This window comes from Diaphorobacter sp. MNS-0 (assembly GCF_019602835.1).
GTDB lineage: Bacteria > Pseudomonadota > Gammaproteobacteria > Burkholderiales > Burkholderiaceae_C > Diaphorobacter > Diaphorobacter nitroreducens.
Map to the genome: position 1 here is coordinate 3,838,736 of NZ_CP080761.1, position 16,635 is coordinate 3,855,370.

A 16,635-nucleotide genomic window follows, 5' to 3' on the forward strand; every position below is an offset into this window, starting at 1 on the left:
CTTGATGGATAAGCGCTAGAGCAACATTTGACTTACAACGACTAAAGGAGCCTCGCCATGAAAAAACGCACCCTGATCCAGGCCGCCGCCGTGGCCCTCACCTCCATCGCCTGGGCCGGCCCGGCACTGGCGCAGGACTTTCCGCCGGCCAAGCCGGTCACGCTGGTCGTGGGCTTTGCGCCCGGGGGCGCAGCCGACGCGGCGGCCCGCCTGATCGCCAAGAAGCTGGCCGAGAACATCGGCCAGTCCGTGGTGGTGGAGAACAAGGGCGGCGCGGGCGGCAACATCGCCCACCAGCAGGTGGCCGCGGGCGCATCGGATGGCACGGTGCTGCTGTTCGGCTCGGTGGGTCCGCTGACCATCGCGCCGCACCTCATGAAGCTGCCCTACGACCCGTTCAAGGACCTGGCGCCGATCTCGGGCGGGGTGTACTTCCCCAACGTGCTGGTGGTGCACAAGGGCGCGGGCGTGAAGACCCTGGCCGAGTTCGTGCAACTGTCCAAGGCCAAGCCCGGCAGCGTGGACTATGCCTCCACCGGCGCGGGCTCGGCCTCGCACCTGGCGGGCGAGCTGTTCAACCAGCGCGCCGGCATCGACATGGTCCACGTGCCCTACAAGGGCGGCGCACCCGCGCTGCAGGACCTGCTGGGCGAGCGCGTGACCAGCTACTTCGCCGCGCCGCCCACCGCCATGCCGCACGTGGAAGCGGGCAAGCTGATCCCGCTGGCCACCACCGGCCTGACGCGCCCGGCCTACCTGCCGAACATCCCCACGGTGGCGGAATCGGGCTTCCCGGGCTTTCAGGCGCTGAACTGGTATGCCTTCGTGGCCTCGGGCAAGACGCCCGCGCCGCTGCTGGAGCGCTGGAACAAGGAGATCGTGAAGGCGCTCAACGACGCCGGCGTGAAGGAGGCCCTGAACAAGCACGGCCTGTCGCCCCACCCCACCACGCGCGCCGAGCTCGCCAGCTTCATGAAGAAGGAATACGACCAGTGGGGCGCCATCGTGCGCGAGCGCAAGATCACCGCGCAGTGACCTCCCATGAGCGGCTGCGCCGCGTCCCCCTGCTCTCGCTTTGCGAAAAGGAGGGGCGACGGCCAGTGACCCTGCCAAGCCCGCGCCACGGCGTCTGCTGGCTTGGCTGGCGCTGCGAGCCAAGCCAAGCGCCCTGATCATCAGCCCGGCGTCCGCAGCACGCTGGCGTCGGTGTGGATCAAGTCCAGCGGCGCGCGCCGGCCGGCCAGGTAATCCTCGACGGACTGCAGCACCAGCGGGCTGCGGTGGCGCGCGCTGCAGCTGCGCAGCTCCTCGGGCGTGAGCCACACGGCGCGCAGGATGCCGTCGTCCAGCGACCGCCAGGCGTGGTGCGCGCCCACATTGCCCGCAAACGCAAAGCGCAGGTAGGTGATGTCATCCCCCGTGCGCGTGCGCGTGAAGCGGTTCAGGTACACGCCCACCAGCGCCGTGGGCTCGAAGTCGTAGGCCGTCTCCTCCAGCACCTCGCGCACGCAGGCCTGGATGGGCGACTCGCCCGGGTCCAGGTGGCCCGCGGGGTTGTTCAGCCGCAGCCCGTCGGCCGTGTCTTCCTCGACGAACAGAAAGCGGCCCTCGCGCTCGACGATGGCGGCCACGGTGACGTTGGGTTTCCAGCGGTTTGGCATAGCCGCGATTATCACCAGCGCATGTGGACACTTTCTGACGGCTTGCGCTGGGTCAAGTTCCGGCGCGCCCCGAACGCGCAGCGCTCGGGATAATCCCCACCCCATGCTGCAGCGCATTCGCCACCACCGACGCCTGGGCTCCGCGGTCCTCGCGGTGTTCGTGTGTGCGTGGCTGGTGGCGCTGTGGGCCAACGTGCAGGTGCGCCAGGCGCTGCCGGCAGTCGACCTGGCGCACCTGGACGTCTGCTTCGCCGCACCCGCGGGTGGCCCTGCGCCGCACGCAGACCCGGCTGCGCACGACAGCCACCATGCCGACCCCGGCTGCCTGCTGTGCATTGCCCTGGCCACGCCGCCAGCCTTGGCACTGGCCGCCCTGCGCCCGCCCGCCCCGCGCGTGCACCCCGCACAGCGCAGCCGCGCGCCGGCCGTGGCGGCCTGGCGCGCCCAGGCGCCGCTGCCCCCGCGCGGCCCGCCTTCCACCCACGCCTGACTGCAACCACCCGCCGGCCCGTGGGACTGGCGCCTTCCGTTGTTTGCCTGCGCGCTGATCTGCCGCCCCCGCGGCCGAGCAGCGCCGGGCGTGGATTTCTCATGACTGCATATTCCTTCCGCGCGCCTGCCTTGCGGTGCGCACCCCTGTCCTCGCACCTCACCCCCTGCGCGCTGGCCTGCGCGCTGCTGCTGGCAGGCCCGGCCCTGGCCGCGAACGACGCCGTGAACAACGCGGCCGCGGCCCCCGAGCACACGCTGCGCGACGTGGTCGTCACGGCCGTGCACGACCACTCGCCCGTGCAGGTGGTGGCCGACCCCAAGCAGCCGCGCCAGCCCGTGCCGGCCAGCGACGCGGCCGACTACCTCAAGACCATCCCGGGCTTCTCGGCCATCCGCAGCGGTGGCTCCAACGGCGACCCGGTGTTCCGCGGCCAGTTCGGCTCGCGCCTGCCGCTGCTGACCAACGGCACGCAGCTGCTGGGCGCCTGCCCGGGGCGCATGGACGCGCCCAGCTCCTACATCTCGCCCGAGACCTACGACACGCTCACCGTCGTCAAGGGGCCGCAGACCGTCGTCTGGGGGCCGGGCACCTCGGCCGGCGTGGTGCGCTTTGACCGCGAGCGCCCTGACTTCACCGAACCCGGCGTGCGCCTCAGCGCCAGCCTGCTGGGCGCCAGCGCCGGGCGCAACGACCAGAACGTGGACTTTCAGGCCGGCAACGCGCAGGTGTACGTGCGCGTGACCGCCAACCATTCCCACGGCCAGGACTACAAGGACGGCAACGGCCGGCGCGTGCCCTCGGCCTGGGACAAATGGAACACCGACGTGGCGCTGGGCTTCACGCCCGACGCGGACACGCTGCTGGAGCTGAGCGCCGGCACGGGCGACGGCGAGGCGCGCTACGGCGGGCGCGGCATGGACGGCACACAGTTCAAGCGCGAGAGCTGGGGCCTGCGCTTCGAGAAGCGCCACCTCACGCCCTGGCTGGCCAAGCTGCAGGCACAGGTCTACGGCAACCGCGCCGACCACGTGATGGACAACTTCACGCTGCGCACCTTCCAGCCCGGCGGCAGCATGTCCATGCCCATGGCCAGCAACGTGCGGCGCACCACCGAGGGCGCGCGCGTGGCCGCCACGCTGCAGTGGCAGCCCGACTGGCAGCTGGAGACGGGCCTGGACGCACAGCGCAGCCCGCACGACAAGCGCACCGGCACGCCCAGCGTGCCCTACGACAGCAAGCCCTGGATGCGCGACGCCAAGTTCGAGAACCTGGGCGCATTTGCCGAGCTGTCATGGCAGGCCCAGGCCGACACGCGCTGGGTGGGCGGCCTGCGCCTGGACCGCGCCGAGGCCTGGCGCTACCCTGCCCCGAGCGGCATGGGCGGCATGGCCCCGGCGGCCGGCGCGGACCACCGCACGCGCTCGGCCATGCCCAGCGGCTTCGTGCGCTGGGAACGCACGCTGGCGCCGCAGGGCGCGCTGGTCTACGCGGGCCTGGGGCACGTGCAGCGCTTTCCGGACTACTGGGAGCTGATCTCCCCCGGCAACAGCGCGGCCAGCGCCGGCAACGCCTTCGCCACGCTGCGCCCCGAGAAGACCACGCAGCTGGACATGGGCGCGCAGTGGAAGGGCGCGGACTGGCAGCTGTGGACCTCGGCCTATGTGGGCGTGGTGCGCGACTACATCCTGTTCGACTACACCGGCATGAAATCGGCCGTGCGCAACGTCGACGCCCGCACCGCCGGGCTGGAGCTGGGCGCCAGCCAGCGCCTGGGCACGGCGTGGACGGCGCAGGGCACGCTGGCCTACAGCTGGGGCCGCAACACCAGTGAAGGCCGCCCGCTGCCGCAGATGCCGCCGCTGGAGGCGCGCCTGGGCCTGGAATACGCCCAGGGCCCGTGGAGCGCCGGCGGCCTGTGGCGCCTGGTGGCCGCGCAGCACCGCCATGCCAACGGCCAGGGCAACGTGGTGGGCCGCGACCTGGGCGCAAGCGCCGGCTTCGGCGTGCTGTCGCTGCACGCGGGCTACCGCATCAACGCGCAGCTGAAGCTTGCCGCCGGGGTGGACAACCTGCTGGACAAGAACTACGCCGAGCACCTGAACCTGGCGGGCAACGCCGGCTTCGGCTACCCGGGCGGCGTGCGCATCAACGAACCCGGCCGCACGCTGTGGCTGCGCGCGGACCTGCAGTTCTAGGCTTCGGAGGTAATTAAAAAGATAGCTGGTCGCGCTTGCCGAATGGGGCTTTCAGGAACAAAACGTTCTGAAATCCTTTGATGGCAAGCGCTAAAAGCTATCGTTTTTATAGTGCCTGCGCCATGTACACCGCGCCGGCGCCGTAGCTGTCCAGGTGGCGCCGCTGCGCGGCGTCCTGCACGGGGTGCACGGCGTAGCCCTGGCGCGCCCAGTACGTCTGCGAGCTCTGCACCGACACCAGCGCCGTGTGGCGCAGCCCCGCCGCGCGGGCCCGCGGCAGCAGCCGCGTAAGCAACGCACGCGCCAGGCCCCGGCCGGCGCAGGCGGGCAGCACCGCCATGTCGTGCAGATACAGCGTGTCGGGCGCCGGCACGGCATCGAAGTCGCCGTGCAGCGGCGTGACCTTGCCCAGCAGCGAGTGGTAGGCCGCCAGGTAGGCGGCCACGCACCCCTCATGCTCCAGCACCAGCGAGCAGTTCACGGGGCTGGCCAGGCGGCGGGCAAACACCTCGGCGCTTTCGACGTAGGCGTCGCCGTAGCAGGCGCGCTGCACCGCCAGCAACGCGGGCAAGTCGGCCGGCGTGAGGGCGCGCGGCGCACCGGTCATCGCTGCGGCGGCAGGGCCTTGGACGGGTGCGGCAGGTAGTCGTCCAGCGACAGGCCCTTCTCTTTCAGCAGCCCCTCCAGCACCGGCGCCAGGCGGCCCAGGCTTTCCTGCACCGCTTCGCGCACGGTATCCACCACCACCTGGGTGCTGCGCTCGATCTCGATGTTTAGGCGGTCGCCCACCTGCACGTTCTCGAACACGGTGGCGCGGCGCGTCTCGGGGATCAGCCAGACCTCGAACCAGCCCTCGGCGCGGTCCACCTCGGCCACGGTGAGGCTGGCGCCGTGGAGGGCGATGTAGCCCTTGGCAAACACGTAGCGCCGAAACGCCTCGGGCACGGCCACGCGCCAGACAAGGTTGTTCTCCAGTTCGCGGCGCTCCACGAGCGTGCCGGTGAAATCCACGTGGCCCGACAGCGGGTGGCCACCGATCTCGGCACCGTCCTTGGCGGCGCGCTCCACGTTCACGCGGTCGCCCACGGCGTAGCTGCCCAGCGTGGTGATGTTCAGGCTTTGCAGCATCACGTCGAACGTGGCGCGCGTGGGCGAGAGGATCTCGGTCACCGTGAGGCACACGCCGTCCGTCGCCACGCTGGCGCCGATGGCAAGCTGATGGCAGAAGCCGGCGGGAAAGTCGAGGGTGAAGGTGCGCAGGCCGGCGCGGTCGTCGATGGCGGCGATGGTGGCCGTGGCTTGGACGATGCCTGTGAACATAAACGTGGATTTCCTTGGGCAGTGCAACCTGCCCCGCGAGGAGAAAGAGACGGGATTCTGCCAGCCGCTACTGGCCTGCGCATGGCCCCTTTGACGCGTAAAGCTCGGTCAGGGGGAAGATGCGAATTCATCACTTCGCAGCGTGCTTCGCAAGGACATCTTGCAACCCTGCTGCGCTACCTGCCACCACATCCCACGCCCAACTGCCCAGGCCGCCTTGCGCATTCACTGCCTGCACCCATTGATCCAGTGCCTGTCGTTTAGCTTGGTCTTGGGGTGAGTCTTCGCCCTTGATCTCCAGCACCAGGGTCTTGCCTGATGTGAATCGCACCAAGAAGTCAGGGATGTACTTGCGCTTGGTGCCGTTCCACAAATACAGGATGTGAAAACCCAGGTGGTCGTTCTTTACCCAGGCGGCCACATCCGGGTGCGTTTCGGCCACATTGGCAGCGTATTTTTCCCAGCCACTGTCCACCACGATGTGACTGATCTGGCTGCGCTGCGTGGGCTCGGCTACGCGCGTGGTGTACCAGGTGCGCATGTCGCGCGTGCTGCCCACCGGACGCTCGCCATCAAACACTGCCTCCAGCCGCAAGGTGTTTTGCTCGATCACATAGGCCATCAGATGCTGCACGATGGCATCCATGTGCATGGAGAACAAAATCCGCTGGCGCAGCGGGTCTTGATGAAACAGCGACGGAATGTCGATCTTGCCCGACGCCAGAAACGTCTCCACCAGCCGCACCAACTGAAACAGCAAGTATTCCCGTTGCCCTTTGAACTGGTCTTGCAACTGCTCAAATGCCTTCTGCGCCGCCTTGAACACCAGTCGCTGTAGCCGAAACTCCTCGGGCAGTTTCTCCAGGTCGATGGTGGTGATCTGGCTCCAGTCGGCTGCGCCGCCCAGCGCGGGGGCAATGTCCGCGTGCAGTGCCACTTTGGCCGGGTCAATCGTCAGCGTCGGCACCTTGCTCCACTCCACGACCAGCTGTGGACGCACCACCTGGTCCACCCGCAGGATGTTGGGCCATTTGATCTCATGCACTTGCCGCTCGGGCAGGGCCTTGATTTGCACGCTGGGCTTGGGCGGTGGCGGCGGGGGCCCATCACCACCGGGTGGCATAGCCACCGACAGCGGCACGCCAAACACGTTCACAAATTCCGGCGCATACAGGCCCGTGGTGGGGTCGATGTCGTAGGCCACGCGGCGCAGGCCCCGGCCAATCACCTGCTCACACAGCAGCTGACTGGTGAAGGCGCGTAGCCCCATGATGTGCGTCACCGTCTTGGCGTCCCAGCCCTCCGACAGCATGGCCACCGACACCACGTTCTGCAGGTCTTGCCCCAGCTGGCCAGGTTTGCCCACCGTGTCCACCAGCTCGCGCAGCACTTCTTCTTTTTTGGTGCTGCTGGCCAGCCAACGCTCTTTGCTCTGCGGCTCAATCCGCGCGGCCTGCACGATGCTGCGCAGGCGCGCGTCATAGTCTTTGTCGGCGCTGGCCGCTTCGCCCACTTCGGCTTTTTCCAGCACTTTGGAATCCACCCGCAGCGTGCGCTGGGCATCGTGCAGCTCGGCCCACTGCGCATGGCCCTTGGTGAAATAGTGCTCCACCCGTGCTGCGGTTTCGGTGCGGTTGCATACCGTCAGCATCACTGGGGGCGAGAGGTGCCCCTGCGCCGCCCAGTCGGCCGCCGTGGCACGCCAGTCGGCCCCCAGCAGCGTGTAGGCCTGCTGCACCAGCGCGGGCAGGGGTTCGTGGGCTTCGGCCTTGCGGTTCAGGTCTTCGGCCACATCGGGCTCGCGGTACAGGTGGTAGAGCTTGGGGCGCAGCGTTTGCGCATTGGGCAGAGCATCGTCACGCACCACCACGCGCGGCGTTTTCACCAGCCCGGCCTCGATGGCATCGTTCAAGCCAAAGTCCGACACCACCCAGCTGAACAGGCCCGCCTCGGTGTTGCTGCGCCCCGTGGGCGCAAAGGGCGTGGCCGACAGGTCGTAGCAGCGCGCAATGCGCCGGGTTTTGTGGATGCGGTCCAGCCCCTCCACCCAGCGGGTGGCCTCGTCCAGGTCAATGCCCAGCGCCTCGGCCTCGGCCTTGCTCACCTTGATGTCGGCGGGCTTGCGGTAGGCATGGTGCGCCTCGTCGTTGATGACCACCAGGTTCTTGGCGTTGGCCAGCGGGCCCAGCACGCGGCGGGTGTAAGCCTCGTCGCTCTCTTTGCCCTTTTTCACCACCGAGCGCTCTTGCTCTTTCAGTGGCATCAGGGTGTGCCAGTTTTCGATCAGGATGCTGGCCCGGTTGAGCTTTTGCCGCAGCGCCTCGGAAGGGCACAGCTCAAACTGGTCGTAGTAGTTCTGCTCGTGCCCCGGCATCAACACCTGTAGGCGCGACTTCACCGTCAGGCCCGGCGCCACCAGAAAAATGGCGCTGGAATACTTGCGCGGCGACTTGGGGTAGGTCAACGCGTTCAGCACCTGCCAGGTGATGACCATAGCCATCACCGTAGTCTTGCCGCTGCCCGTGGCCATCTTGTTGCACAACCGTTCAAACGCGCCGCCGTCGCCCTCGATGAAGATGCCCTGCCGATATTCAGGCAGCGCCTCCAGGTGCCAGATCAGCGTTTCTATGGCTTCGAGCTGGCAAAAGTAGAACGGGTACTGGCGACGCGACACCTTGTCTGCATCCCACCAGTGCTGCAGCAGCGCCAGCGTCACCGCCGTGGTGCCCGGCCAGCCATCGGCGCGCCACTGGCGCACCCGGTCGCGGATGGTGTCCACCAGCGGGATGGCCACCTGCCGCCGCGTGTTCTCGCGCGTGTCGATGATCTCGTAGCCCGCCGGGCGGCGCACTGGCTCGCGCCTCAGTGTGCGGTCGGGGTTCTCGGCCCAGTGCTGCTGCGGCTCGGTGAAGGCTGAGTTGATGATGAGGGAGGTGGGTGAGGTCAAGGCGCTTCACTTCAAAAAGGTTTGCAGGCGATCAAAAGTGCGCGCCAGGCTGGGGGCGTGCGCCATGGCGGCGTCCACATTCCAGCGCTCATGGACAAATTGGCGCATGCGCTCGTTGTACAGCGGCCCAATCGAAACCGCACTGCCTTGCGCTGGCACCAGTTCTGCTACCAGCCGTTTGTTGCGGCTGCGCCGTACCAGATTGATCAGTTCTTGCTTGGGGTCGGCCAAGGACTCGGGCGCAGGAGAAATTTTGCTGACCGGTATGCCCGCAAAGCTTGCAAACCCCTCCTGATCGGCCAGCACCCAAGCCTCTGCCTCACGCACTGCCACCCGAAACAGCATGGACCGAGGCAAAGTGGCAACCCCCCACTGTTCGCGCAACTGCGGGGCGCACGGCGTCTGATCCAGATCCACCAGGACGACGTGGGGCAAAGCGCGGCTGGCGTTCAGGTACTTGGACACCGATTTGCGCATATTGCCCACCCCGCGCGCCACCAGAGGCCGCAGCACCGTATAGCCGCGCCCGGTATGCGCAAGCACCTTCTCCATCAGGACCAGGCTCAAAACGTCTTCCACCACCAGGGCGATGTCCAGCGGTTGGGCCATGGCTAAAAAATGGAAAGCTGTTCAATCTGGCTTGGCGGGGCCTTGCGAACCATGGCCTCGGCCACGTTGTAGCCCGCCGCAACCAACTCCAGCTCCTGGGCTGTGGCAGGCACAACGCGTGTGCCTTCGGCCGAAGGCTCCAGCCGCAGCACATCGCGCGGGTCCACGCTGCTGTGCTCCAGCAGGGCCTCGCTGTGGGTGGTCACAAACACCTGGCGGCGGTGCTTTGCCCGGCGCTGCATCTGCCACAGCAAGGGCGGAATCTGCCGAACAATCGACTCGTTCAGCGACAACTCCGGCTCCTCCAGCAGCAGCAAAGAGTCGCCATCGAGCAGGCTCCACATGATGCCCAGCAGGCGCAGCGTGCCATCAGAGAACTGGTCTTCACGCTGCCAGCCCGCATCGGGCCGCCAATGCTCGTAGAGCGCTTCCAGGTGGGGCGTGCCCGTGGCGTTGTCGCGGCTGAATTTCAGGTCGCGCATATTGGGCACACAGGCCCGCAGGGCCGATTCGATTTTTTTCAGACGTGCATCGCGGGTGCGGTCCGGGGTTTTGGCAATGCGCTCCAGAAACGACTGGCCAAAAGGGTCACCTTCCAGCAAGACGCTGGCGCCCAGCTCCGCATGTTTGAGCAATTGCGGCACCAGATGCAGATAAGTCAGTGCGCCAAAAAACTGCGCAATGTCCCGAAAATCCTTGTTCGCGTTGACCTGCTCCAGGCTGGTTTCCGTCAAACGCTCACGGTCTGCCTGGTCTTCCGGGTTGTGGGGCCGGTCGAGCAGCACGGCGCCCGTGCGCAAGTCTTCCACCCGCTCCTTGCTTACCACCACCCGCTGCTTGCCTTTGCCCTCGCTGCGAAAGGCCAGGCAGTAGCGCCAGATGGCCGGGGTATCTATTTTTTCTGCCAGATCGACCTCGATCAGCACCTCCGGGTTGCTGCGCGCCAGCAGGCAGCGCACCTTGGTCATGCCGCCGCGCATTTCCACGGCGCGCTGCAGCCCCCCACCCTTGGGTTTGGCCACATCGCGCAAAAACCGGAACACATCCAGCAGGTTGGACTTGCCCGAGGCGTTCGGCCCAATCACGAACACCCGGTCGCGCAAATCCACCTCGATTTTTTTGAAGTTGCGCCAGTTTTGCAGTTTGAGTCTTGAAATCAGCACTGCGCTCTCCTTATGCCTGGGTTGCCGAAGCATCCAGCCGCATCACCTTCAGCGACTCAATGCCCCGGTCGTCCACAATTTTCACGGCCACCGTGCGGTTGTCACCGGCAGCAAACGGCAGCGACACGGTGCCGGTGAAGGCTTGCAGCAACTCTGTATCCAGCTCGGCGCGGATGTCCTTTTTCAGCTTCATCCAGCCCTCGTCCTTGCCCGCCATCGGGAAGAACACCTGGTGCGGGAACAGGCTGCGCCCGTCGTAGTCGGTATCGAGCTGCCACGCGGCAATCTTGCCCTTGCCGCCCGACACCAGTTCGCCCTTGGCCGTGTCGAAATAGTCAAAGCCGTTCACCTCCACCTGCCACAGGCCATCGGGCAGTTGCGTCAGCAGCACATCGGGCTGGCCCATGAGCCAGAAGCTCTGGTTGCTGCTGCGGGCTTTTTTCAGGTCTTCGGTCAGCAGGTCGGTGTTCATCTGCGCCTTCAGTGCGGTGATGCCTTTGAGCGCGTCGATGTCCTTGGCCGCCTCGGGGTCGAAGGCGAAGGCGCAGAACACGATCATCTTGGGGCGGGGGAACAGTTCGCCCGCCTCGTTCAACGCGCGCTCCACCTGGCGCTGCTCCAGCGCGCCGTGCTCGGGGCCAAAGCTCACTACCACGCGCTCGCCGGTGTCCAGGCTGCCGCTGGCGTGCACGCTGGTGGTGCCGGGCAACACCTCCAGTTCGGCAAAGCGCAGCATCTGCCCGCCCTTGCCGCGGATGCCGGTTTTCAGCAACTCATCGCGCCAGGCGTGCTGACGGCTGGTGTGGCCGCTGCGCGCCAGGCTGTTATCAGCAAAATCGGCCTCTAGCCCTTGCCCAGCAAGCGCGGGCAGCTCATCTAGTGATAGCACAGTAGGAAAGGGCACGGCCTCAACGGTGAAGGGGCCACACACGCGCAGCTTGCCTTTGTCACGCTCGGGCTGGTCGTACAGGGTTTCGCTGTCGGCATGGGCGGCAATGCTGCGATCCATTTCGGCCTGCATTTTTTGCCGGGCGGTGTGAAAGGCCTCGAACGCTTGCTCCACTCCCGTCAACGCACGCTCTTGCCCCACCTGTGCAAGCTCTTGCCAATCTCGGAGATGCTCTGGCAACCAGTCCTTCGGTAAATCAAAGGGCACCTCCCATTCCAGCAAGGCGTCACCCGCGTGGAAATCCAGCTTCTGCCCTTTGCGGGCACCTTCAGTCGGCGTGAACCAGGGAATACCAAAGTCCTGCGCGGCATCCTTGAGCAGGGCATTCAGCTGCTCCAGTGCCGACGCAATGGCTGGGTGCATACGCTCGTAAATCGCATCGATCTCGGCATTGTTGGCAATGCTTTTGAGCGTGACGTGGGGCACGGTTTTGTAGATAAAACCGCCGCGCAGCCCCTCATGCGGGTAGCGCAGGGCGAAGTAATCAAAACTGGCGGTCATCAGGCGCTGCTTGGCCAACGTGATGGCCACGCGCGAGGTATCGCAGGTGATCCAGCGGCGGCCCCATTTCTCGGCGACGTAGGCCGTGGTGCCGGAACCGCAGGTGGGGTCCAGAACCAGATCGCCGGGGTCGGTGGTCATTAGCATGCAGCGCTCGATGACTTTTGTAGTTGTTTGCACAACATAAACTTTGTCAGCATTAAAGCCACCAGACTGGGTATCAAGCCAAACATTACCCAATGGTTTTGCCGCATTGAAGTCCCAAAACAGCTTAAAAGCAACGTCGTTGCCTAGCTGAAATATATTTCCCGAACGAGCCACTCTAGGCAGGTCGGTGACAGGATCTACCGTCCAGTGTCTATTTGGATTACACCAGTAATCTAGGCCTTGAAAATTGAATGGCTTTGGATTACTTGATGGACCATCCGAATTTGTTGGCCCGTGTCTAAAAATTCGTCCTATCTCAAGCGTTTTTTCAGGGTTTTCCGATTCATCGCTTGTAAACCATCGCCAATCACCATTTTTCAAGAGGAGGCGGCGATAGTATTTGTCGTTTGGCTCTGGCGTTGGAGAGAACTCCCTGAGGTCTCGGTATTTAACAGCCTCCTTATCTTTTGCATACCAAACAACATAATCTTCAATCAGTGACAAAGTTTTCTTTGTAAATCCCCCAGTTTTCTGAATGATTATTTGGCCTAGGAAGTTTTCCGGGCCAAAAACCTCATCCATCAACTCCCGCACATGGTGCAAGTTCTCATCCGAAATCTGCACAAACACACTGCCCGAATCACTCAATAACTCGCGCGCCAATAACAGCCGGTCGCGCAAATAGGTCAAATACGAGTGAATGCCCAGTTCCCAGGTATCGCGGAAGGCCTTGATCATTTCGGGCTCTTGCGTTAAATCCGCATCGGCCCGGTCTTTCACGTCGCGCTTGCCCACAAAGGGCTGAAAGTTGCTGCCGTACTTGATGCCGTAGGGCGGGTCGATGTAGATCATCTGCACCTGCCCGGCCATGCCTTCTTTTTGCAGCAGGCTGTTCATTACCAGCAGGCTATCTCCAGCGACCAGCCGGTTGGCCCAGCCCCGGTCATGCTTGTAGAAGTCCAGCGCCGCGCGCAGGGGCACGCTTTCAAACGGCGCTTCAAACAGCCCTGGCTGAAAAAAGTTTGGGTGTTTTTGGCCTCTAGCGCCCATCCCACCTGCGCTAGCAGCTACTGAATTGCTAGCGTTTTGGCGCTTACCGACGCTGCTCAAAATGCTCATGGCGTCAATGCGCTCATGCACATGCAGGCTCACGGTGTCCACTTCAAAGCTGGTGCGCTCCGCTTTGCCTGTCCATTGCAGGTAGGGCGCACCCATGCGCCGCAAGGTTTGCAACGCATGGCGCATGGCAGCGGGGTCGTTGCTGGCCAGGGCGTCGGCGATCAGCGCGTCGGCCTGGGCACGGGCGCTGTCAAATTGCAGTGCAGGGTCTAGGTGCGGGTCGTAGGCCCAGCGGGTTTTGGGTTGCTCGGGGTCGCTTTCGGCGTTCACCAGGCCCACTTCGGGGTTGTTCTTGCGCCGGTCGGGGTGGCGGTAGGCCAGCACCTGGGTGTCGCCGTTGTCAGGCTGCTTGAGGCTGGGTTTGGCTTTGGGTGCTTTGGGCTGCTTGTCGGCGGCTGCAGGGGCGGGTGCGGTAGGGGCATCGAGCGCAAAGTCTGGCCGTTGCGCGCCGGTGGCCCGGGCGGTGGCGCCGCCGCGCCCTTTGCCTTTGACGGCCAGGCCGGCAGCCACCAGCGCTTCGCGTGCGGTTTTGAAGTCTGCTTCCGTGGGGAGGGGCTGGTGCCCGGCGGCCTGGGCGGCGGCCAGAAACTGCTCCAGCAGCGTGATATTGCCCACGGTGGTGTGGTCTGCTGGCAGCAGGTTGAGCAGCAGCGTTTGAAGCTGTTGTTGTTCGTTGGTCATTTGCTCCGTCCCCTCTGTGCTCGATAAGGGGGGAGTTATAGCAGGGCATTGCGCCGGATTTCATTGGCATGGCCAGTAGGGCCTGTTCACACTATTTTTGCCAGTGCGAAGACCATGGAAACGGCGCCCATCTAGGCGCGTGACGACGCCAAGGCCGGGGCCTTGGCTAGAAACGCAACAACGAGGGGCGCCGTTTCCATGGCCTTCCCTTCGGGTTGCAACCCAAAGCGCCATCCGCGTCGTTGCCAAGCCTCGCTGGGGCCGCACCCCAGCCTCGTTTGGCGCCTAGCGCCTGGCGCTTTGGATTGCAACGCATCTGGCAAAAATAGTGTGAACAGGCCCTAGGAAGCGGTGCTTCAGTCCGCCGCCGGCAGGCACAGGCGCAGCCGCGCCCCGCCCAGCGGCGAGGCTTGCGCTTGCACGCTGCCGCCATAGGTCTGCGCCAGCGCACGCACGATGTCCAGCCCCAGGCCCGAGCCGGGGCGCTGCTCGTCCAACTGCACGCCGCGCTCGAACATGCGGTCGCGCAGCGCTTCGGGAATGCCGGGGCCGTCGTCGTCCACGGTGAAGCACAGCAGATCGCCCTCGCGCCGCACGTCCACCACCACGCGCGTGCGCGCCCACTTGCCGGCGTTGTCGATGAGGTTGCCCAGCAGTTCGTACAGATCCTGCTCCTCGCCGCGAAAGGCGCCATCCTGCGCCTGTGGCGCCAGCTCGAACGCCAACTGCCGGTCGGCATGCAGGCGCTGCATGGTGCGCAGCAGGGCCTGCAGCGGCGCCAGCACCGGCGTGCGCAGCCCCGTGGCGCGCACGGCGGCGGCGGCACGGGCGCGGGCGAGGTGGTAGTCCACCTGGCGGCGCGCGCTGGCCACCTGCTCGGTCACCAACTGCGCCAGCGGCGTGCTCTCTTGTGCCGCGGCATTCGCCAGGATGGACAGCGGCGTGTGCACCGCATGCGCCAGGTTGCCCGCCTGGGTGCGCGCGCGCTGCACCATGTCGGCGTTCTCGGCCAGCACATGGTTGAACTCATTGACCAGCGGCTGCAGCTCCTGCGGGAAGCACCCCTCCAGCCGCGCGGCGCGCCCGCCGCGCACGGTGGCCAGTTGCTCGCGCAGCAGTTGCAGCGGGCGCAGTGCCAGCTGCAACTGCACCGCCACGGCGATGGCCAGGCCCAGCGCCAGCAGGCCCAGTGCGATCAGCAGCAGGTGGGTGAAACGCTGCAGCGGCTCGGCCAGCAGGGCCTTATCCCCCGCGACGACCAGGCGCAGGGGCGGGGCGGACTCGTCGGGCAATTGCAGAGTGCGCGCCACGGACAGCAGCGCATGGCCCTGCGCATCGTGCAGCTGCAGCACGCGGTAGCCGCGCGCAGGGTAGTCGCCCGGCACGGGCGGCAGCGCCAGCACCTGGTCCCACAGCGAGCGCGAGCGCGCCACGGCGGCCTGCGGCGCCGCGCCCACCTGGTCCACCTGCCAATACAGGCCCGACAGCGGCTGCGCCAGCCGCGCATCACCGGCCAGCGGCGCCACGGCCGTGCCGCCCTGCGGGGTCCATTCCACCGAGGCGCTGAGCTGGTCGAGCTGCACCACCAGTTGCGCCTGTAGCTGCTGGGTGATGTGGTCTTGGAACAAGGTGCGCAGCGCCCAGCCCGCGAGCGCGATGCTGAGCAGCATCCACGCCAGCGTGCCCGCCAGCAGGCGCAGGCGCAGAGAGCCGCCCACCCTCATGCCGTGGCGCCGGCCTCGGCCAGGCGGTAGCCCAGGCCGCGCACGGTCTCGATGCTGCCCGGCGGCAGCTTCTTGCGCAGGCGGCCCACGAAGACCTCGATGGTGTTGGAGTCACGATCACTGTCGTGCGGGTAGATGTGCTCAGACAGCTCGGTGCGCGACAGCACCTGCCCCTTGCGCTGCATCAGGAACGAGAGCAGTTTGAACTCGTGGCTGGTGAGCGTGAGCGGCTGGCCGTCCACCAGCACGCGCGCCTGGCGCGTGTCCAGCCAGATCGGGCCGCACTGCCACTGCGCGCTGGCGTGCTCCCCCAGACGGCGCAGCAGCGCACGCAGGCGCGCGAGCAGCTCCTCCATGTGGAAGGGCTTGGCGAGGTAATCGTCTGCGCCCGCGTCCATGCCCGCCACCTTCTCATGCCAGGCGGCGCGCGCGGTAAGGATCAGCACCGGCATGTTGCGCCCCGCGGCGCGCCAGCGGCGCAGCACCGACAGGCCGTCCAGCACAGGCAGGCCCAGGTCCAACACCACGGCGTCAAAGTCCTCCACCTCGCCCAGGTAGTGGGCCTGCGCGCCGTCGCTGGCGGCTTCCACCGTGTGGCCCGCCGCGGCGATCGCCTGCACCAGTTGGTCCCGCAGCGTAGGTTCATCTTCCACGACGAGGATGCGCATCAATGTTCCTTGCGTTTGATCTGCAGCACACGTCCATCGACCGCGTCGATCTTCAGCTTGGCCATGCGGCCGTCCTGCTGCAGCAGGCGGATCTCGTAGATGAAGCGACCGTCATCATGCTCGAACTCCACCTTGAGCACCTGGCCCTGGTACTCGCGCTCGACCTTCTCGAGCACGGTACGCAGCGGCAGCACCTGGCCGCGCTCCAGGGCCTGGCGCGCCAGGTCATGGTCGCCATGGCCGCGCTCGGCGGCCTGCGCGGCAGTGCCCGCGGTGGCGGCGGCCACCGCAAGGGCCATCAGGACGAAGGGGCGGCGCAAGGCGTTCATGGGCGTTTTTTATACGTGCACGGCGATGAATGTCGCATGAACGCGGCCTTCAGCACGAGTTCATCGTGGCTTTTCCAGAATCGTTGCCAAGCCGCTCGCCACACACCCTGGCGGGCCACTTGCTCAACG

General features: G+C 66.0%; 13 protein-coding genes. 3 read left to right on the forward strand and 10 right to left on the reverse strand.

The genetic code is table 11. The features are described from left to right. The first annotated feature begins 57 nt into the window (after nt 1-57). Nucleotides 58-1,035, forward strand: coding sequence for a tripartite tricarboxylate transporter substrate binding protein (locus K2L43_RS18160; RefSeq protein ID WP_220638188.1), 978 nt, complete (start codon nt 58-60; stop codon nt 1,033-1,035). Nucleotides 1,036-1,175: 140 nt separating this feature from the next. Here the strand turns inward: K2L43_RS18160 and K2L43_RS18165 are convergent, their stop codons facing one another. After that, the gene (locus K2L43_RS18165; RefSeq protein WP_220638189.1) at nt 1,176-1,661 is read right to left on the reverse strand and encodes an NUDIX hydrolase; all 486 of its coding nucleotides are present in this window, start codon (nt 1,659-1,661) and stop codon (nt 1,176-1,178) included. Nucleotides 1,662-1,764: 103 nt separating this feature from the next. On the opposite strand from K2L43_RS18165, the gene K2L43_RS18170 reads away from it, so the two are divergent. Both K2L43_RS18170 and K2L43_RS18175 read left to right on the forward strand, forming a co-directional pair. Further along, entirely contained in the window at nt 1,765-2,151 is a 387-nt protein-coding gene (locus K2L43_RS18170; RefSeq protein ID WP_123675478.1) for a hypothetical protein, read from the forward strand. A gap of 101 nt (nt 2,152-2,252) precedes the next feature. Continuing rightward, complete coding sequence (locus K2L43_RS18175; protein WP_255580490.1) at nt 2,253-4,349, forward strand: TonB-dependent copper receptor; 2,097 nt, start codon at nt 2,253-2,255, stop codon at nt 4,347-4,349. A gap of 106 nt (nt 4,350-4,455) precedes the next feature. Here K2L43_RS18175 and K2L43_RS18180 read toward each other — a convergent pair whose 3' ends face one another. The 9 genes from K2L43_RS18180 to K2L43_RS18220 form a co-directional block, all read right to left on the reverse strand. Beyond that, a complete protein-coding gene (locus tag K2L43_RS18180) occupies nt 4,456-4,956 on the reverse strand; it encodes a GNAT family N-acetyltransferase (RefSeq protein WP_220638191.1) in 501 nt (166 codons plus the stop codon). Then, nucleotides 4,953-5,669: a riboflavin synthase subunit alpha gene (locus K2L43_RS18185; protein ID WP_220638192.1), complete on the reverse strand. Its 717-nt coding sequence runs from the start codon at nt 5,667-5,669 to the stop codon at nt 4,953-4,955. Before K2L43_RS18185 ends, K2L43_RS18180 begins: the two co-directional genes overlap by 4 nt. A gap of 130 nt (nt 5,670-5,799) precedes the next feature. Further along, on the reverse strand, nt 5,800-8,616 hold the full coding sequence (locus K2L43_RS18190; RefSeq protein ID WP_011807158.1) for a BPTD_3080 family restriction endonuclease: 2,817 nt from the start codon (nt 8,614-8,616) through the stop codon (nt 5,800-5,802). A gap of 6 nt (nt 8,617-8,622) precedes the next feature. Then, on the reverse strand, nt 8,623-9,225 hold the full coding sequence (locus K2L43_RS18195) for a DUF4276 family protein (protein ID WP_047349253.1): 603 nt from the start codon (nt 9,223-9,225) through the stop codon (nt 8,623-8,625). A gap of 2 nt (nt 9,226-9,227) precedes the next feature. Beyond that, a complete protein-coding gene (locus K2L43_RS18200; protein ID WP_255580491.1) occupies nt 9,228-10,388 on the reverse strand; it encodes an AAA family ATPase in 1,161 nt (386 codons plus the stop codon). 10 nt (nt 10,389-10,398) lie between these two features. After that, on the reverse strand, nt 10,399-13,785 hold the full coding sequence (locus tag K2L43_RS18205; protein ID WP_220638193.1) for a site-specific DNA-methyltransferase: 3,387 nt from the start codon (nt 13,783-13,785) through the stop codon (nt 10,399-10,401). 356 nt (nt 13,786-14,141) lie between these two features. Then, nucleotides 14,142-15,509, reverse strand: a complete 1,368-nt coding sequence (locus K2L43_RS18210) for a sensor histidine kinase (protein ID WP_220638194.1) — start codon at nt 15,507-15,509, stop codon at nt 14,142-14,144. Then, entirely contained in the window at nt 15,506-16,177 is a 672-nt protein-coding gene (locus K2L43_RS18215) for a response regulator transcription factor (protein WP_196994766.1), read from the reverse strand. Before K2L43_RS18215 ends, K2L43_RS18210 begins: the two co-directional genes overlap by 4 nt. Beyond that, on the reverse strand, nt 16,177-16,506 hold the full coding sequence (locus K2L43_RS18220) for a PepSY domain-containing protein (RefSeq protein WP_011807164.1): 330 nt from the start codon (nt 16,504-16,506) through the stop codon (nt 16,177-16,179). The genes K2L43_RS18215 and K2L43_RS18220 overlap by 1 nt, the downstream gene beginning before the upstream one ends. Nucleotides 16,507-16,635: the final 129 nt, after the last annotated feature.

Excerpts from the sequence above, each read along its gene's own strand:
- K2L43_RS18185 (WP_220638192.1), bottom strand. The coding sequence starts at position 5,669 with ATGTTCACAGGCATCGTCCAAGCCACGGCCACCATCGCCGCCATCGAC.
- K2L43_RS18165 (WP_220638189.1), bottom strand. The coding sequence starts at position 1,661 with ATGCCAAACCGCTGGAAACCCAACGTCACCGTGGCCGCCATCGTCGAG.
- K2L43_RS18170 (WP_123675478.1), top strand. The coding sequence starts at position 1,765 with ATGCTGCAGCGCATTCGCCACCACCGACGCCTGGGCTCCGCGGTCCTC.
- K2L43_RS18205 (WP_220638193.1), bottom strand. The coding sequence starts at position 13,785 with ATGACCAACGAACAACAACAGCTTCAAACGCTGCTGCTCAACCTGCTG.
- K2L43_RS18215 (WP_196994766.1), bottom strand. The coding sequence starts at position 16,177 with ATGCGCATCCTCGTCGTGGAAGATGAACCTACGCTGCGGGACCAACTG.
- K2L43_RS18180 (WP_220638191.1), bottom strand. The coding sequence starts at position 4,956 with ATGACCGGTGCGCCGCGCGCCCTCACGCCGGCCGACTTGCCCGCGTTG.
- K2L43_RS18195 (WP_047349253.1), bottom strand. The coding sequence starts at position 9,225 with ATGGCCCAACCGCTGGACATCGCCCTGGTGGTGGAAGACGTTTTGAGC.
- K2L43_RS18210 (WP_220638194.1), bottom strand. The coding sequence starts at position 15,509 with ATGAGGGTGGGCGGCTCTCTGCGCCTGCGCCTGCTGGCGGGCACGCTG.
- K2L43_RS18160 (WP_220638188.1), top strand. The coding sequence starts at position 58 with ATGAAAAAACGCACCCTGATCCAGGCCGCCGCCGTGGCCCTCACCTCC.
- K2L43_RS18175 (WP_255580490.1), top strand. The coding sequence starts at position 2,253 with ATGACTGCATATTCCTTCCGCGCGCCTGCCTTGCGGTGCGCACCCCTG.
- K2L43_RS18220 (WP_011807164.1), bottom strand. The coding sequence starts at position 16,506 with ATGAACGCCTTGCGCCGCCCCTTCGTCCTGATGGCCCTTGCGGTGGCC.